This window comes from Hymenobacter sp. NBH84, assembly GCF_014217645.1.
Lineage (GTDB): Bacteria > Bacteroidota > Bacteroidia > Cytophagales > Hymenobacteraceae > Hymenobacter > Hymenobacter profundi.
On sequence record NZ_CP043644.1, the window covers coordinates 3,330,106 to 3,347,760 of the forward strand.

Here is a 17,655-nt window from a genome sequence, read left to right on the forward strand (position 1 = left end):
CGTTTGCGGTTCGCCTTGCTCACAGCTACGGTGCTGTTTGTGCTGGGCCTGAACCACCAGACGGTGACGACCTTTCGGGTGGCGCCGGGCAAGACTACGCGGGTAGGCGTGCGGCCCAAGGCGGCCGTCATCAAGCAAAAAGTAAATCTGGAGGCCGTGGGGCCGCTGGTGCTGCACGTGGCACCCGATGCCGATGCCTGGCTCCCCTTCCCTACCCCACAGCATTGGCTGCCTGCCGTGCGTTGGGCGTTGGCGGTGCCACGCCTCCTGGCGGGCATTTTGCCCAGCAGCATCTTTCGGGTGCGGCTGTTGGTAGCGGCGCTTTCGCCGCAGGCGCCCTAGAAAAAATCGAAGTTTCGGGAATCAAAATAGTGCGGTTGTTTTTCTAGCAATTGACTATCAGCCTTTTCGCTGCGTACGCTTCCCGACGATTGATTTTTAATTGCTTGTTGCCTTTCCAAAAAATCTTTTCTGATGCGTAATAAAGGACTCATCATTGGGCTGACCATCGTGGTATCGGCCCTGTGTATCTACTTTCTCACGTTCACGTTCATCTCGCGCCGGGTACAGTCCGACGCGGTGAGCTACGCCACCAAGAATGGCGTTGTGAACCAACAGGCCCGCCAGCGCTACCTCGACTCGGTGTGGCGTGCGCCTGTAACCAGCATTTTGGGTGTTGATTACACCTACCGCGATGTGCGCGCCTCGGAGCTGGGCCTGGGCCTCGACTTGAAGGGCGGTATGCACGTGACGCTGGAAGTGTCGCCGGTGGAGATTGTGCGCGCCATGAGCGGCAACTCCAAAGACCCTAAGTTCAACCAGGCGCTGGAGCAGGCGCAACAAGCCCAGAAGGCTAATCCTTCGGCTCCTTTCACCACGCTGTTCCTGCAAGCCTACCGCAACGTAGCGCCCAACGATAACCTGGCGCGCATTTTTGCCAACACCACCAACAAGAGCCGCAAAATCGATATCAACTCGTCGGACGCCAAGGTGATTGGTGCTATTGACACCGAGATTGAGGATGCCATCGACCGCTCGTTCAACATTCTGCGCACGCGTATCGACAAGTTCGGCACCAGCCAGCCCAACATTCAGCGCGTGAAGGGTACCGGCCGCATTCAGGTAGAGCTACCCGGTGTAGACAACCCCGACCGTGTACGTAAGCTGCTGCAAGGCCAGGCTAAGCTGGAGTTCTGGGAAGTGTGGCGTCAGGATGAGTTCGGCCCCTACCTCCAGCAACTCGACCAAGCGCTGGTAGCTAAGGAAACTGCTGAAAAAGCTGCTTCTCCTACTGCTGCCGCTACTACCACCACTGCTCCTGGCGACACGTCGTCGTTGGCTAGCCAGTTGGCTAAGAAAAACACCGCTACTGCCGCTGCCGATTCGGCTAAAGGCCCACAAGGCTCGGTGCTGGCCCGCTTGTTTACGATGCCCGGCCAGTTGGGTGCCAACATCCGCGACACGGCCCGTGTAAACCAGATGCTTCGCTCGCAGGAGGCCCGTGCGGCTCTCCCTCCCAACCTCACGTTCATGTGGAATGTGAAGCCGCAGGAGTTGGGTGGTCAGGAATACCTGAGCCTGGTGGCTGTACGTAAAGCTTCGGGTGCTACGGCTCCGCTGGAAGGCGACGTAGTAGCCGACGCGCGCGGCGACATTGACCCGCAACGTGGCGGTGCTGAGGTAAGCATGAGCATGACGCCCACCGGCGCCAAGAAGTGGCAGAAGCTGACCAGCAACAACATCGGCCGTCAGGTAGCCATTGTGCTCGACGACAACGTGTATTCCGACCCCGTGGTGCAGGCCGAAATTGCTGGCGGCAACACCAGCATTTCGGGCAACTTCACCATCGAGGAAGCCCAGGATTTGGCTAACGTACTGAAAGCCGGTAAGCTGCCCGCTCCTACCCGCATTGTGGAAGAAGCTGTAGTAGGTCCGTCGCTGGGTCAGGAAGCCATCAATCAGGGTCTGTACTCGTCGGTGGCTGGTTTGCTGATTATCATGGGCTTTATGGCGCTGTACTACGGCCGTGCTGGTCTGGTAGCCGATGCCTCGCTGCTGTTCAACATCTTCCTGATTTTGGGTATTTTGGCTCAGTTCCAATTTGCCCTTACGCTGCCGGGTATTGCTGGTCTGATCCTGGTATTCGCCTCGTCGATTGACGCCAACGTGCTGATTTTCGAGCGTATTCGGGAAGAACTTGACCACGGCCATTTGCTGAAGGATGCCATCAACGCGGGCTATTCGCGCGCTTTCTCGGCCATCTTCGACTCCAACGTAACCACGCTCATCATCGCCCTCACGCTGTTCATCTTCGGTACGGGTCCGGTGCAGAACTTCGCCGTTACGCTGCTGATCGGTATTTTCACCTCGTTCCTGTCGGCCGTGTACGTGTCACGCCTCATTATTGAGTGGCTGGTGAAAGGCAAAGAGACGAGCAAAATCACCTTCTCTACCTTCCTCTCGCGCAAGCTGTTCACCAACGTGAACTTCGATATCGTGGGCAAGCGCAAAATCGCCTACGCTTTCTCGACGGTGGTGATTGTAGTAGGCTTCGTGCTGATGGCTATTCAGGGCGGCCCCAACCTGGGTGTAGACTTCCGCGGTGGCCGCGCCTACGTGGTAGACTTCAACAAAGCCATGGACGCTTCTAAAGTGCACGATGCACTGGTGGCCGACTTTGGTGGCAGCGGCACGGAGGTGAAAACCTTCGGTACGCCCAACCGCCTGCGTATCACTACTGGCTACCTAGCCGATGATGAAAGCGTAACTGCCGACAAAAAGGTGGAAACCACCTTGTTGAATGGCTTGAAGAAGGATTTCAGCGGCGACGCACCCGTTATTAAGTCTACTTCTAAAGTAGGCGCTACCATTGCCGACGACATTAAGAAGACCTCGGTGCTCAGCTTGGGCCTAACGCTGCTAGGCATCTTCGTGTACGTGTTGCTGCGCTTCTCGCGCTGGCAGTACTCGATGGCTGCAGTTATTGCTTTGTTCCACGATGCGCTGCTGGTTATTGCCTGCTACCCTATCGCTCGCCTGTTTGGTCTGAACTATGAGATGGACCAGATTTTCGTGGCGGCCGTGCTTACGGTGCTGGGCTTCTCGATGAACGATACGGTGGTAATCTTCGACCGTATTCGTGAATACCTGCGCGAAAACCCGCACCTCACGTTTGCTCAGGTGGCCAATCCAGCCCTAAATAGCACGTTCTCCCGCACCATGATTACTTCCACTACCGTGTTCTTGGTGGTGCTGGTACTCTATATCTTCGGGGGTGAAACGCTACGCTCGTTCTCGTTTGCTATGCTGGTAGGCATTGTGTTCGGTACGTACTCGTCGCTGTTCATTGCTACCCCCATTATCCTAGACACCTACGGCCGCAAAGAAGCCCGCGAGCGGGGCACCGACATCTCCACGCACATTGGCGATACAGGCGCACCCAAGCTGTCGACCTCCAACGTGTAAGCATTATCCCAGATGCTGCAGATTGATTGGATTGCACTGAATTGAGCTAACCAATTCAGTATCCACAAAAATGCCCGGCCGATTGGCCGGGCGTTTTTGTGTTCCTGCCTCTTATCGCAAGCCTATCAAAAAGGAAAGGCCCGACTGATAGTCGGGCCTTTCCTTTTTGGTGAATGTAACGCCACCCTCTTATAAGGCAACGGTTACTTCTGCGAAATCCGGTTATTCGCAAGTATTATACGGTAACGCCTTCGGCTACTACCTCCGTTACCTCAGGCACCATGCGCTTGAGCAGGTTCTCGATACCCGATTTCAGCGTAACAGTAGCCGAGGGGCAGCCCGAGCACGAGCCTTGCAGATTCACGGTCACTACACCTTGGTTGTAGCTCTTGAAGGTGATGTTGCCACCATCCTGCTCTACAGCGGGGCGCACGTAATTGTCCAGCAGGTCGATAATTTTCTGACTGGTTTGCTGGTCTTGCTCCGAGTGGTCGCCGGTGGCGGCGGCTTGCTGGGCGGCGCGCTGCTCCTCGGCGGGATCTACCGTGAAGATGGGGCCATTTGCCTCCACGTACGACTTCAGGAAGGTGCGCAGCTCGGGAATGAGCTGAGTCCACTGGTGTTCGGTGGTTTTGGTGATGGTGACGAAGTTGGCAGCAATAAACACGCGGCCTACATAGTCGAAGTTGAACAGCTCCTGAGCCAGCGGCGAATTGGCAGCAGCTTCCACGTTGGGGTAGTCCACACTCACGCCATCGCTAAGCAGCGTGGCGTTGAGCACAAACTTCATGGACTCAGGATTGGGGCTGGCTTCGGCGTAGATGGAAACCGGCGAGGCGGCAGGAGTGGTATTCATAAGGCAATTGATACGTAAGGCGTTGCGAAGTAAAAAAGAATGTCTTTTGGCTAATTTCGCCAAATCCATTGCATCTACAACCAATCGGAGCCGTAGATGTTATAAAGGTAACAACTCCCCTCCTCTTTTAGCTCCCCACCGACCATCTTGCGCTTGCCGATGGCCGGTGGGCTACTTTTGTCTTTCACCTAGCGTTTTCACTATTGCCTTTTTTCTCTGCCTCTCTCCTACTCGCCGTGCACATGCCAGCCGTTGCTCCTTGGCTGCTGATACCTTTTGTTAGTTTGCTTGGGCTTATTGCCTCTGGCCCCTTGTTGTTTCCGCATTTCTGGGAACGTAACTATGCCCGCATTGCCGTGGCGCTGGGCCTGCTGATGCTGCTTTACTATGGCTTTGCCCGCCACGACTGGCACATGGCCGTTGAAACCCTCGCTGAATATTTCTCCTTCGTAACGTTGCTGGCGTCGTTGTACGTGGTGGGCGGCACGATGTACCTGAACATCGGTTTGCAGGGAACTCCTCAACGCAACGTTATTCTGCTAATCATTGGTGCGGTGCTGGCCAGCTTGATTGGTACTACTGGTGCTTCGCTGGTGCTTATCAGGCCGTTTATCCGTCTCAACGACGAACGCATCAAGCCCTACCATATCGTCTTCTTTATCTTCATTGTCAGCAATGTAGGCGGGCTACTCACTCCACTCGGCGACCCACCTTTGTTCATTGGCTTTCTGCGCGGCGTCCCGTTTATCTGGACGTCCTTGCACCTAGCCCTACCGTGGGTGGTAGCCAACAGCGCACTGCTGCTGATTTTTTGGTTGATTGACCGCCGTATCCCCTACCCAAGCCGCTTCTCGCGCGAGGAGCAGGAGCAGATCCGGCGCGAGGGCGGACTGCCGCTGCTGGAGTTTCATGGGCGCTACAACCTGATCTGGCTGGTCGTTGTACTGATTAGCGTATTCATAGATCCGCAACAATTTCCTTGGATTCCTACCCTGAGCATTGCTGGGGTGAACGTGTCGTTTGTGCGGGAAACGGTGCAGCTGCTGGCTGCCTGGGGCTGCTACCGCACAGCTACCGGCCGTGCGCTCACGGGCAACCATTTCACGTTTGGGCCTATTTATGAGGTAGGGTTTCTGTTTTTCGGCATTTTCCTGACCATGATGCCCGCCCTCCAACTGGCATCCCGTGTAGCTTCCGACCCGGCCATCGCCACGCGCCTCACGCCAGCCGTACTGTACTGGGTGACCGGCCTGCTCTCTGCCTTCCTCGACAACGCCCCTACCTATGCCAGCCTGGTATCGTTGAGTATGGCCGGGCACGAGCTGGAATTCAACAAGGTAGCCTCCGTGGCCGCCTTCGCCTACGACCCCGCTACCATGCCGCTGCTGCGCGCTATTTCCAGTGGGGCGGTGCTGTTTGGCGGTCTTACCTACATCGGCAATGGCCCCAACTTCTTGGTGCGCTCCATTGCTCGTGACGAGGGAATCGATATGCCGGCGTTTTTCCAGTATATTTTCCGCTACTCCCTGGTCTACCTGCTGCCGGTGCTAGCCCTGGTGAGCGTGTTGTTGTATTGGATGTAGCCTAGTAGCCTACTTACTGTTCTAGCGTTTGGTTGAATGCGTTCCTGGACTGCCGCCCTATTTCGCCCCATTGATATTGCCTGGCTGGTAGTAGCTCGCGTGCTAATTGGGTCCTCGTTGGCGCTGGAGGTGGCAGGCAGCTTAGCGCTGGGCTACATCCGCGAGTACACCGAGCCGGCTTTTCACTTTTCCTACCTCTTTTTCACCTGGCTGCCCGCCCTACCCCCAGTCGGTATGATAGGGCTGCACTTGCTCATTATTGGGCTGGGCGTAGCGGTGGCGGCCGGTTGGCGTTTTCAGTTTACGGCGCCTGCGTTGTGCCTGGCCTTTACCTGGCTGTTTCTGGCCGAGCAAACGCGCTATATCAATCATTTCTACCTCTATTCCTTGCTGGCGGGGCTGCTGGCTCTCACGCCGGCCCACCGCGCCGCGTCTGCCGATGTGCGCGCCGGCCGCACTACCGCTTCTACCACCACGCCCGCTTGGACGCGCTGGCTGCTGCAACTGCAACTAGGGCTGGTGTATTTCTTTGCTGGCCTGGCTAAGCTGAATCCTGACTGGTGGGCGGGGGCATCGCTCCGCATCTGGCTGGCTCCCAAAGCGCATTATTTCCTCATCGGGCCGCTGCTGGCGCAACCGTGGTTGCCGGTCTGGATGAGCCGCGCCGGTCTGGCCTTCGATCTGCTGCTGGTGCCGCTGCTGCTATGGCGCCGCACCCGGCTGCTAGCCTTGGTGGCGGCGGCATTTTTTCACCTGTCCAATGTGCTGGTGTTTGGGCTCGGCACGTTTCCGTGGTTTTCGCTGGGACTGACGGTGTGCCTCTTCCTACCTCCCAATTGGCCTCGCCAAACCCCAAAGCTTCGTAGTTGGCTGGCCGCCCGCGTGCCATTGCCCGCGCTTTCGGCCAAGCCAATTATCCCACGTACGGCGCCCGTATTGCTTACTTTTTTGGCCTTCTATATTGCCGTACAGCTGCTGGTACCATTGCGCTACCTGCTCTACCCCGGCGATGTGCACTGGACCGAAGAAGGCCATCAGTTTGCGTGGCACATGATGCTGCGCAGCAAAACCGGCAGCGTGTACTACCACGTGCGTCATTCCAATGGCCAGCTCGATATTGTAGACCCTCTTCGTTACCTCACGCCCCGACAGCAGCACTACCTGCTCAGCAACCCCGATGCGCTGTTGCAGTTCGCCCATTTCCTGGCCCGCGACTACCAGCAGCGCGGCCTCGGGCCGGTGGCAGTGCACGCCATATCACTGGTACGACTCAACGGGCGGGCACCGCGGCCGTTGGTATCACCGGATGTGAATATGGCCGCCCTACCCCGGCAGGTTGCACCATATAAGTGGATTAGTGAGTGAGGGTATCTTTAGGGGTAAGAAGGTAGGAGCGGCAGCAAATGTGTCATCCTGAGCTTGCGATTTACCAGTTGAACGAGTCGTTGCTACGATGGTCGTTCTACCGTGACAAGGTCCTTCGCAAGCGCAGGATGACAGGCGCTTTTCTTCTTACCTCACACCCTCCTTCCCTCAAAACCCTCCTACTTTAAGACACCTCACCTACCTTATTTGCCCGTGCCCGCAAAATCATATCGGCTAGCACAAGGCTAGTCATGGCATCTACGATGGGTACGGCGCGGGGTAGTACGCAAGGGTCGTGGCGGCCTTTGCCGGCCAGGCTGATTTCCTCGCCTTGGTCGTTGATGGTTTGCTGCGGTTGCAGAATGGTAGCGACGGGCTTGAAAGCCACCCGGAAGTAAATATCCTGCCCGTTGCTGATACCGCCCTGGATGCCGCCCGAGTGGTTGGTGCGAGTGCGCACTTCATCAGCTTCATTGGTGTAAAACTGGTCGTTGTGCTCGGAGCCGAACAGCAGCGTACCAGCGAAGCCCGAGCCGTACTCAAAGCCCTTCACGGCGTTGATGCTCAGCATAGCTTTTCCTAGCTCGGCGTGCAGCTTGTCGAATACCGGCTCGCCCAAGCCTGTGGGTACGTGGCGCACTACCCCCGTCACGATGCCGCCTACCGTATCGTGTCGGTCGCGGGTTTGGCGGATGAGCGTGGCCATGCGCTCGGCCGTTTCGGGGTGCGGGCAGCGTACGGGGTTGGAGTCAATTAAACCCAAATCCAGCTCCTCGTAGCTCACAGGCACGGCCACGGCCCCTACCTGCGACACATAGCTAGCCACCTCGATACCATAGTGCGCCAGGAATTTCTGCGCTATTACTCCAGCCGCCACGCGGGCGGCCGTTTCGCGGGCCGAACTGCGGCCGCCGCCCCGGTAGTCGCGCCGACCGTACTTCTGGTCGTAGGTATAATCGGCGTGCGAAGGGCGGTAGGCATGCTCGATGTGGGAGTAGTCGTGGCTGGCTTGGTCCTGGTTGCGGATGAGCAGGCCGATGGGCGTGCCCGTCGTCATACCGCCAAACAGCCCCGAAAGCACCTCTACCTGGTCAGCCTCCTTGCGCGGGGTCGTTAGGTCCGACTGGCCGGGCCGGCGCCGGTCTAGCGCCGCCTGAATTTCCGCTACATCCACTGCCAAACCGGCCGGACAGCCGTCGATGGTAACGCCAATACCCACGCCGTGCGATTCGCCGAAGGTGGTGATGCGGAAGAGGGTGCCGAAGGAATTAGCCATAGGGTAGCAGTGAGTAGTAAGCAGGTAAGGAATGAGCAATACGCAGTTCTGTTAACCGTAAAGGTCAGCAAAAGCCCTCATTAGCGCACGCAATTCCCTATTAATCCTGCTACGCTGCCCCTTGTTGGCCTCCCCGCCACCAGCCAAAACCCGCCAGGCCCAGCAACAGCACAAGCACTATATTGGCGTAGCGACGCACATCACGGTAGGCATCCAGGGGCTGCAACGTGTTGTCGGCCGCTTGCAGGGCTTCCGTGTAGAAAGGGTCGTCGGGACGAGGGCGAAACGCAGCTTTCTGGGGCGCATCCTGCACGGATACAACCAGTTGCGGACGCAACGTATCGTAGCGCGCCGTAGCCAAGTTGAAGTACACCAGCGTGAGCAGACTATCGAGCAGCAGCGGGCCCGGCTGGCGGGGCACCAGCCGATACGTAAACCGTTTGCGCCCGCCTACCCGCCCACTCTGGCGCGTCAGATCTTGCTGAATATCCGGCCCGTAGAGCTCTACCCCAGGCTGAGGCCGCAGGGTAGGCGCCGATAACGTGGCCAGATTTCCCTCTCCTTCTACCGAGAATGTATACGTAAAGGTCTGCCCTACCTGAAACGTAGTGCGGTCGATGGCCTCGCGCAACTGATAGCGGCCCACAGCTACCTGATCGCGCAGGGGGTGGGGCGGTAGGGGCTTTACCGCTATGGTCAACGGTTCAGTGAAGTAGGTTTTGTAGCCTTCTAGGCGGTCAGTGGGGTCGGCAGTGGGGTCCTTTGCTACTTTGTATTTCACCATCTGCAGCGAAATAATGGGGAACCGCAACGCTTCAGCCGTCAGAGGATACAGTTCCGTTTCGTAAAGGCGGTAGCGCAGGTAGCTTTTACCTCCTACCGTTATGGTTTCGGGAGTTATTTCCTGATCCTCGAAATGCTCTTCCCAGGCCGTGCGCTGCTGCAATTGCTGCATGATGCCCGGCAGCTGACCGGCAAAATTATAGAAGTCTAGCAGGCCCTGGTCGGCTGGCGTGAGGTAGAAGTACATGCTCACGTGCACGCCTTCGCCTACGTACACGCTGCTCTTATCGGCTACCAGCGCCAGAAACGCGTGGTCTTTCGGCTCCACGTACGCGTCGGGCTTGGGCTTTCCGAACAGTTCATCCAGCAACCCAATACCTTGCAGGGGCTGGTTATTGGGGTTGGCACCGGTGGCGGGCGGGGTAGGGGCTGTTTGTTGTGGCCCTACCTCCAGGGTAGCGCCGGGCGAGCGGATGGGGTTGCCGTTCACGGTAATTGTGAAGGGCGGTAGTTCAAACTCTCCTTCCTGGTAGGCGGCGTACCGCTGCGTAATGGTCAGCTCAATCGAACTCTGCCCGCCTACCGTGCGCGTGGTCGTGGTGTTCAGCTTACCGCTTTTCTTGAATCCCTCGATATCCGGAAAAGCCGAATAGCGGTCTAGCGGTGCCCCCCTTAGGGTGAAGCTGATGGTGAAGTATTCGTTGATCGGAAACTCCGTGCGGCCCAGCACCACCACCGCCTGGCCTGTATTAGTGGCAGGCGGAACAGCTTGCGCACGGCTTGTTTCTGCGAGCAGCAACAGCAGAAAGCAGAGAAGAGCTTGGAGTCGTATCACGCGCAAATTTAGGCAAAACTGACAGCCTGTTGTCAAATAAGGGTTTGTACGTAGTCAATTGAGGCAGAATGCGCTGTGCGCTGTTTTTGCCTGGTAGTTTATACTGATACTCTTATCTGTAATGCTTTGTACACCGACAAGGGGCTGTAGGCAGGATTAATCACACCTGCACAAGTCCCGTAAAAACAGCAGAATTCAGCTAATACGAGAAGTTTCATCTACTTCAGCCCTCACCCAAACTTCCTTTTTATGTCCAACATCATCAAACCCGACGAAACCGACAACGCTCTTACCAAACCACTGTACGCTCCCATTAAGCGCCGTTCTTTCTTTATGTATGCCGGTGCTACCGCTGGCGTAACTGCGTTAGCACTGGCTGGCTGCAGCGACGATAGTGAAGACAGTTCCTCTTTACTTGACGTGGGGGCGGGCGATGTAGGCGTATTGAACTATGCGTATGCGCTGGAGCAATTAGAAGCAGCTTTCTATGCCCAAGTAATAGCTGGTGGCTATTATATGAACAATGCAAACGCCGCAGAAAAGCAGATATTCCAGGATTTGGCGTTGCACGAAAAAATTCACGTTGATTTTTTCCGCCAGGCTATTGCCGCTGCAAATGCCACACCACTGCCAAACTTAACACCTGATTTTTCAACTATCAATTTCGGTGAACGCGCCAGTGTATTGAATGCTGCAAAAGCATTCGAGGATTTGGGGGTTGCCGCCTACAATGGTGCCGGCCAGTATATCCAAGATGCAGCCTATCTAACCATAGCAGGTAAAATTGTGTCGGTAGAAGCGCGCCACGCTGCGTTGATTCGCGACCTGATTACATTCAATTCTTTTGTGGGAGACGACGTAGTTGACTTTAGCACCACAGGAGCTACCGCCCGACAGGAAAAGTCCAAGTTACCTTCTCAGGTACTTGAGACAGCTAACATGTACTTAGCCGATGGCTCCAAGCTGCGCGCTAGTAGCCTAGGCTAAACTCTCCATCCCTTTCCTACCCTTTCACACGTTGTCTTTCCATCATGGATTTATTTAAGATTATCTCCGACATTGAAAAAGTAGACCCCGAGGTTTACGACCGTTTTGACACCCGTCGGCGTGTATTTAAGCACATTTCAGGTATGGGCAAAGCCGTAACGGCAGCTACTCTTCCTGGTTTGCTAGGCACTATGTTCAATAAAGCATACGGCCAAACTGGTTCCTTACCCAGTGGTATTGTGCAGACGCTAAACTTAGCGCTACAGCTGGAATACTTGGAGTACCATTATTATAATACTGGCCTGCAAACTAGTGGGTTGATTCCTAATGCTGATGTTCCGGGTATTACTATTATTCGGGATGATGAGTTAGGTCATATTAATGCGCTACGTGCAGTGTTAGGTAGCCAGGCATTCAGCCCGAATGATCCTACCAGAGCCGCTTTTGACTATACAGCTGGTGGTAAATTGCCTGATCCTTTTGCCAACTCAGCCACTTTCTATGGCACTGGCCAAGCATTCGTAGATACGGGAGTACGTGCCTATAAAGGCGGCGCTCCTAGCTTAATGGGCAATAAGGCAATTTTGACGGCTGCTTTGAACATCCATTCAGTTGAAGCACGCCACTCTTCGCACTTACGTTTGCTGCGCCGGGGCGGTGTAACGGCTACGGCAGACATCAACAATTTGAGTGCTAAGCCCAAAAGCTGGATTTCGGGCATCGACAACGGCGGTCCGGTACCGGCTGTTACGACACCAGTATATGATAAGGGTTCTGATGCTAATCATCCAGCGGAGAGCAACGTCATACAGGCAAATATTGACGTGCAGAATACCTCTACAGCTCCAGCAGGCCTTACTATCACGGCAGCCGCAGCTTCCGAAGCTTTCGATGAGCCACTAGATGCCAATGCAGTAAAAGACATTGCTCGCAATTTCCGCTCGGCGGTTGGCGTAACGGCTGGCTTGTTCAGCTAGAACTTTGTGTAACAAACTAACAGGCAACAAAAAAGCCGCTCTGAGAGCGGCTTTTTTGTTGCCTGTTAGTTTTAGAAGGTAGTCTTGCAGAAAGAAGCTGAACAAAAAAAAGTACTACTACCCAATCCATTTTACAACGTCAGCCGTAAGTCACATCAAACAACAAGCTTCCGGGGTATTCAATATTTGAAAAAGACAGAAAAAAGCTGTCCTGACTCTGTATTGCCCTTGCTTTCCTGTTTCATTTAAACTTCCTTTTTTTATGTCCAACATCATCAAACCAGGCGAAGACGAAGCGGGCTTCACCAAGCCCTTGTACGCTCCCATTAAGCGCCGTTCTTTCTTTATGTATGCCGGTGCTACAGCTGGCGTAACAGCGCTGGCACTGGCTGGCTGCAACGACGACGAGGATAATTCGCCCTCTATGCCCGGCATGGTGGACTTAGGTTCGGGTGACGTAGGCGTATTAAACTATGCGTATGCATTGGAGCAATTAGAGGCTGCTTTTTATGCCCAAGTGATTGCTACTCCTTATGCCAACATGAATGCCGATGAGAAAACCTATCTGACGGCTATTGCGAAGCACGAAGCCATTCACCGTGATTTCTTTAAGAAAGCTATTGATACAGCCGCTGCCGGTAAAGCCATTCCTGGTTTGACGCCAGACTTCTCCAAAATCAACTTTTTGGACCGCAACTCGGTACTGACCACTGCTAGAACGTTCGAAGATCTTGGCGTGTCAGCTTATAACGGAGCCGGCAAGCTTATTAAGGATACCAATTACCTGCTCATTGCTGGCAAGATTGTATCAGTAGAAGCACGCCATGCAGCTTACATCCGCGATTTGATTAACAATGGTTCCTTCGCAGCCGACGACATCGTAGATGCCAATGGATTGGATAAAGCCAACGATGTGGCTACTGTCCTGGCGGCCGCTCAGCCATTCATCAAGGAAACCATCAGCGGTGCCAACGTAGGTAAATAATTCACAGATAGCAGACTTCATCATGAACTTGTTCAATATCATTTCAGAAATCGAGAAGGCTGATCCAGAAATTCTGGACAAGCTCAACTCGCGTCGCGATGTATTCGCTGCACTTGGCAACATGAGCAAAAAAGCTGCTTTGGCAGCCGCTCCTATTGCACTCGGCTCTGTATTCAATAAAGCAGTGGGCCAGCAAACGCTGAATAGCGCGAATGCCGTACTGAACTACGCACTGTTGCTGGAATACCTAGAAGAAGACTTTTATAAGCAAGCTTTAGCTAAAACTGGTTTGATTCCGAGTGGCGCTCCTACCGCAGCCATTCAGCAAATCATGAAGCATGAAACGGCGCACGTGAATTTGTTGGTGGGTGCATTAAAAAATGATGCTAACCCAAAGCCAAAAAGCTTCGATTTTGGTCCGGCATTCGATAATTATGCTAACTTTTTAGCGTACGCTCAATCGTTAGAAGATGGTGGCGTACGCGCTTACAAGGGTCAGGCAGGCGTAATTAAAGGTGCTGGTAACCCTAATGACTACTTGACTATTGCGTTGCAAATTCACTCGGTAGAAGCTCGTCACGCAGCGCATATTCGCTCGATGCGCAAAGCTAACGGTACTGCCAACAATGCTCCTTGGATTACCAATGCTGAGGCAAATGGTGCAGTGGACGCTATTTACGGTGCAGGTAAACCTGATACTACTTTCCCTGCTGAAGGGAACATAATACAGGCCGGCGTAGATTTAACTACCCTCGACCCAAGCTACACTAAGGCCTTGGCTAGCGAAGCTTTCGATGAAGCACTGGATGATACCTCTGTACGCACAGTAGTAGGGCCGTTCATCAAGAACTAGGCTCGCTCTATGTAGCAATTCAACAAAAGGGTACGCCGCGTGGCGTACCCTTTTGTGCTTTTTGTGGGTTCCATCCGCTATTCAGTCGGAACTAAGTAACTTTACCAGCGCCTATATCAGATTTATAGTGAATCTGCGTTGAAAGCCTGTTTCGCCTTTGTGTATGTCCGATAAGCTTACTCCTTTCTTCACATCTACTCCCCTGCCACGCCGTACATTTTTGCGGGCGGCAGGCGCAACGGTTGCTACCTCTACGCTGGTATTGGCGGGTTGCAGTGACGATGATGATGAGAACACGCCTGTTACGCCTGTCACGCCTCAACTGTCCTATACCAATCGTGTACAGGGCATCACTGCCAACAATGTTGTATTCAACTATTTGTATAGCCTACACCAGTTAACGTTGGCTTTTTATCAGGCAGTGGTAGCCGCTTTCCCTACGGGTATGACGACAGCGGAACAGGCCGGCTTCACCGATCTGCGCGACCATGAGTTGATCTATACAGAGTCGTACAAGTATCTGTTAGGCGCCAACGGAATTGCCCCACTAGACTTCACGTTTGCTACCCTTACTCTTACTACTCGTGCCGGCGTGCTGGCTGCGGCTAAAAAATTCGAGGATTTGACCGTAGCGGCCTATAACGACGTTGTCGTGCGATTCTCCACGGATAATACTGGTAAGGAGTACTTGCTATTTGCGGGTAAGATTGCCTCCGTGAAGGCCCGCCACGCCGCCTACGTGCGCGACCTGGAGGTATCTGGCTCTTTTGCCGGTACCGATGTAGTAAGCAATAGCGGCGACTTGGCTGGACTTGATACCATGCTGGCTCCATCGGCCGTGGTTACGGAACTGGTCCCCTACTTCAAAGTAACCGTTGTTACTTCCGATACAGCCGCTTTAGCTTAGTCTCGCCCGCCCTTTCGCGTATGAATATTTTAAAACTACTGGTCAACCTGACCGAAGCCGATCCGGAACTGCTTGCTCGGCTGGGCTCGCGCCGCGAAGCCCTTACCCGCTTGGGCTCCCTCACCGGCAAGGCGGCCGTAGCCACGGCGCCTCTAGTGCTGGGCTCGGCGCTGCGCCAGGCCTACGGGCGTGGAGCACAAACCATTACCGACTCGCTTTCGCTAGCGCTTACCCTGGAGCTGCTCGAAAACAACTTTTATTCGCGGGCGCTGGGTTTAGTACCCAACACGCCCGCCGTGCCTGCCGGGTTTATTCCTGCTGATTTGCGGCCGGGTATTGTTACGGTGCAGCAGCACGAGCAGCAGCACGTTGCCTTCCTCACGCGGGCGCTCCAGGCATCCGGCGCTGATATACCTACCAACCTTAACTTCGATTTTACGGGTAGTAAAAACGGTACGCAGACCGCACCGTTTGCCGACGTATTCAGCAACTTCGACACGTTCTTGCAAGTAGCTCAATTGTTGGAAGACACCGGAGTTCGCGCCTACAAAGGCCAACTTGCCACTGTGCAAAGCGACCGGGTGTTTCTAACTGCGGCCGCTCGAATTCACTCGGTAGAGGCCCGGCACGCGGCCCACATCCGGACCCTGCGCCGCAACCGCAACGCCACCGTAAAGCCTTGGGTCAGCCCCACAGACCAATCCATCACAACGGCTGGCCTGACCGATGCCGTGTATGCGGGCGAGGAAAACACCACCCAGCGCGTAGCCGGTCAAACCATTCCGTTCGATCAATTACCCATTGATGCAGCGGGGGTAGGGCAGACCGCCTTACAGAAAGTGCAAGCCGCTTTCGATGAGCCCATGACGGCCACTACCGCCAGCAATTTAGCAGACCTATTTATATACTAGAATATAGCAAAAAGGCGGTTTTTCAAGATAAAGCCACAAAAAAGGGACGCCATACACGTTCCTTTTTTGTGGCTTTAAAATTTAATTTCCGGATTGTCTGATGGTTAGCAATTAGCCTTTCGTAAATTACCACTCTACCTAACGCTTGTTCGTATAACGGTTCGCCCTCCCCACCCAGTAATCCACCCGCTATTGAAAACCACCCACCATGTTAGAGTACACCAAAACCATCCTATCCAAGGTTAGTTTCGACAAGTTTTTATTTGAAAAGGAGCTACGCAAAGCGCTTCGCACGATACTACCCGAAGAAGTAGCCCAGTTCAAGGAATGGTGCTACGCCCAGTTTGCCAAAGTCTACCGCGTTATTCTAAATCGCGCCTTTGGTCAACTAGCCATCTGATTCCGCCACCCCCCTACCCGCCGATGCCCCAGCATCGGCGGTTTGCGTTACAAACAGGATGTTGCGCTGCAAGCCCGCATAGCCCGTGCGCTTCACTGCCGATTGCCGAAACAGCTCCGAAAACAGCTCATGCGTGATTTCCTGCCAGTCAGTAGCGCGTAGGTGCTTGAACTGCGGGTGCGCCTGAAACTGAGGCTCGTTGTGCGCCTGGGCGAAACGGTTCCAGGGGCACACATCCTGGCAGATGTCGCAGCCAAACACCCAATTGCCAAATTTACCGGCTACTTCCTGCGGTATCTGGTCTTTTAGCTCGATGGTGAAGTAGCTGATGCACTTGCTGCCATCTACCACGTAGGGCTCCGTGATGGCACCCGTCGGGCAGGCATCCACGCACTTGGTGCAGGTGCCGCAGTAGTCTTTGATGGGGCCGTCATAGTCCAGTTCTAAGTCCAAAATCAACTCAGCAATAAAGAAAAAGCTGCCGGTGCCAGGTCTGATTAGATTACTGCTTTTTCCTACCCACCCCAAGCCGCTTTTTTTGGCCCACACCTTATCCATCACCGGCGCCGAATCCACGAACACGCGCCCGCCTACCTCCCCTACCTCCTGCTGGATATCAGCGAGCAAGGTTTTCAGCTTGTCTTTGATGACAAAATGATAATCACGGCCGTAGGCGTACTTGCTGATTTTGAGCGCGTCCGGGCCATCGGGCTGTTGGTCCTCCTCGGCAGGGTAGTAGTTCAGCAGCAGCGAAACGACTGATTTGGCACCCTCTACCAACAGGCGCGGGTCGAGGCGCTTGTCGAAGTGGTTGGCCATGTAGGCCATTTTGCCGTGGGCATTGCGGTTGAGCCAGTTTTCCAGCCGCGGCGCTTCCTCTTCCAGAAACTCCGCCTTCGAGATACCGCAGTACATAAAGCCCAATTCGGCAGCGCGGCGTTTAATGAAGGCAGTATACTGAGCAGTGGGAAGCATGAGGATAACAAAGGTCGGCTGAAAAGCCGAAACGCCCCACCAGTGGTGAAGCGTTCCAAAAGTAAAACCAGTTTTCCCGTTCCGGTCAGCAACATCTACCTTAGGTTAGTTCGATGTCCATGCGACGTAGTAGACCCTGCTGCAACGTGTATATATGCTTCACTACTCCATCGAATAGCAGCTTGTCCTGCAAGTCCCTGACTACCTGATGAACGGTAACTTCCAGAGTTCCATCTTGTCTAGCTGTGCATTCAACTGGCTCAACCCTAGGGTTTATTTCCGACCATTGACGTGTCCAATAATCCCGAATAGCCGCATGGTCACTCACGTAGCCTCCTTCAAATGCCTTAGGCCACTGAATCTCAGGATGCATGGTTGTAAGCGCCGCGTCAATATCCCGGGCATTGAAGGCAGCGTACGCTTTAGTGATTAATTCTTGGTTTTGCATCGCTATGTTTTTGATTTTACGATACCAGTTTACAGGTGTTCTTCTTAGC

Annotated in this window: 16 protein-coding genes; 11 read left to right on the forward strand and 5 right to left on the reverse strand. The window is 54.4% G+C overall.

Features of this window, described 5'->3' with window-relative positions:
• Positions 1-15: 15 nt before the first annotated feature.
• Together F1C16_RS13900 and secDF are read left to right on the forward strand one after the other, a co-directional pair.
• A complete protein-coding gene (locus tag F1C16_RS13900; RefSeq protein WP_185281239.1) occupies positions 16-342 on the forward strand; it encodes a hypothetical protein in 327 nt (108 codons plus the stop codon).
• A gap of 132 nt (positions 343-474) precedes the next feature.
• A complete protein-coding gene (secDF, locus tag F1C16_RS13905) occupies positions 475-3,465 on the forward strand; it encodes a protein translocase subunit SecDF (protein ID WP_185281240.1) in 2,991 nt (996 codons plus the stop codon).
• 235 nt (positions 3,466-3,700) lie between these two features.
• Here the strand turns inward: secDF and F1C16_RS13910 are convergent, their stop codons facing one another.
• Positions 3,701-4,321: a NifU family protein gene (locus F1C16_RS13910; RefSeq protein WP_185281241.1), complete on the reverse strand. Its 621-nt coding sequence runs from the start codon at positions 4,319-4,321 to the stop codon at positions 3,701-3,703.
• A 242-nt stretch (positions 4,322-4,563) separates the two neighbouring features.
• On the opposite strand from F1C16_RS13910, the gene F1C16_RS13915 reads away from it, so the two are divergent.
• Together F1C16_RS13915 and F1C16_RS13920 are read left to right on the forward strand one after the other, a co-directional pair.
• Positions 4,564-5,904, forward strand: coding sequence for a sodium:proton antiporter (locus F1C16_RS13915; protein WP_185281242.1), 1,341 nt, complete (start codon positions 4,564-4,566; stop codon positions 5,902-5,904).
• A gap of 36 nt (positions 5,905-5,940) precedes the next feature.
• The gene (locus F1C16_RS13920) at positions 5,941-7,269 is read left to right on the forward strand and encodes an HTTM domain-containing protein (protein ID WP_185281243.1); all 1,329 of its coding nucleotides are present in this window, start codon (positions 5,941-5,943) and stop codon (positions 7,267-7,269) included.
• A 184-nt stretch (positions 7,270-7,453) separates the two neighbouring features.
• On the opposite strand, the gene aroC is transcribed toward F1C16_RS13920, so the two are convergent.
• A complete protein-coding gene (aroC, locus tag F1C16_RS13925; RefSeq protein WP_185281244.1) occupies positions 7,454-8,545 on the reverse strand; it encodes a chorismate synthase in 1,092 nt (363 codons plus the stop codon).
• Between the two features lie 109 nt (positions 8,546-8,654).
• Positions 8,655-10,163, reverse strand: a complete 1,509-nt coding sequence (locus F1C16_RS13930) for a BatD family protein (RefSeq protein WP_185281245.1) — start codon at positions 10,161-10,163, stop codon at positions 8,655-8,657.
• A 249-nt stretch (positions 10,164-10,412) separates the two neighbouring features.
• Here F1C16_RS13930 and F1C16_RS13935 point away from each other — a divergent pair, with 249 nt between their 5' ends.
• From F1C16_RS13935 to F1C16_RS13965, 7 genes are all read left to right on the forward strand, one after another.
• Positions 10,413-11,150 carry a ferritin-like domain-containing protein gene (locus tag F1C16_RS13935; protein ID WP_185281246.1) on the forward strand — a complete coding sequence of 246 codons (738 nt, stop codon included), beginning with the start codon at positions 10,413-10,415 and terminating at the stop codon, positions 11,148-11,150.
• A gap of 44 nt (positions 11,151-11,194) precedes the next feature.
• Positions 11,195-12,127 carry a ferritin-like domain-containing protein gene (locus F1C16_RS13940; RefSeq protein ID WP_185281247.1) on the forward strand — a complete coding sequence of 311 codons (933 nt, stop codon included), beginning with the start codon at positions 11,195-11,197 and terminating at the stop codon, positions 12,125-12,127.
• Positions 12,128-12,389: 262 nt separating this feature from the next.
• Positions 12,390-13,112 carry a ferritin-like domain-containing protein gene (locus F1C16_RS13945; RefSeq protein WP_185281248.1) on the forward strand — a complete coding sequence of 241 codons (723 nt, stop codon included), beginning with the start codon at positions 12,390-12,392 and terminating at the stop codon, positions 13,110-13,112.
• A gap of 22 nt (positions 13,113-13,134) precedes the next feature.
• A complete protein-coding gene (locus F1C16_RS13950) occupies positions 13,135-13,965 on the forward strand; it encodes a ferritin-like domain-containing protein (RefSeq protein ID WP_185281249.1) in 831 nt (276 codons plus the stop codon).
• 163 nt (positions 13,966-14,128) lie between these two features.
• On the forward strand, positions 14,129-14,872 hold the full coding sequence (locus tag F1C16_RS13955) for a ferritin-like domain-containing protein (protein WP_185281250.1): 744 nt from the start codon (positions 14,129-14,131) through the stop codon (positions 14,870-14,872).
• A 20-nt stretch (positions 14,873-14,892) separates the two neighbouring features.
• Positions 14,893-15,783: a ferritin-like domain-containing protein gene (locus tag F1C16_RS13960; protein WP_185281251.1), complete on the forward strand. Its 891-nt coding sequence runs from the start codon at positions 14,893-14,895 to the stop codon at positions 15,781-15,783.
• Positions 15,784-15,991: 208 nt separating this feature from the next.
• Positions 15,992-16,183 (forward strand): hypothetical protein, encoded by a 192-nt coding sequence (locus F1C16_RS13965; RefSeq protein WP_185281252.1) that lies wholly within the window; start codon positions 15,992-15,994, stop codon positions 16,181-16,183.
• Here the strand turns inward: F1C16_RS13965 and queG are convergent.
• On the reverse strand, positions 16,172-17,158 hold the full coding sequence (queG, locus tag F1C16_RS13970) for a tRNA epoxyqueuosine(34) reductase QueG (protein ID WP_185281253.1): 987 nt from the start codon (positions 17,156-17,158) through the stop codon (positions 16,172-16,174). The genes F1C16_RS13965 and queG overlap by 12 nt on opposite strands.
• 100 nt (positions 17,159-17,258) lie before the next feature.
• Positions 17,259-17,606 (reverse strand): nuclear transport factor 2 family protein, encoded by a 348-nt coding sequence (locus F1C16_RS13975; RefSeq protein WP_185284342.1) that lies wholly within the window; start codon positions 17,604-17,606, stop codon positions 17,259-17,261.
• Between the last annotated feature and the right edge of the window lie 49 nt (positions 17,607-17,655).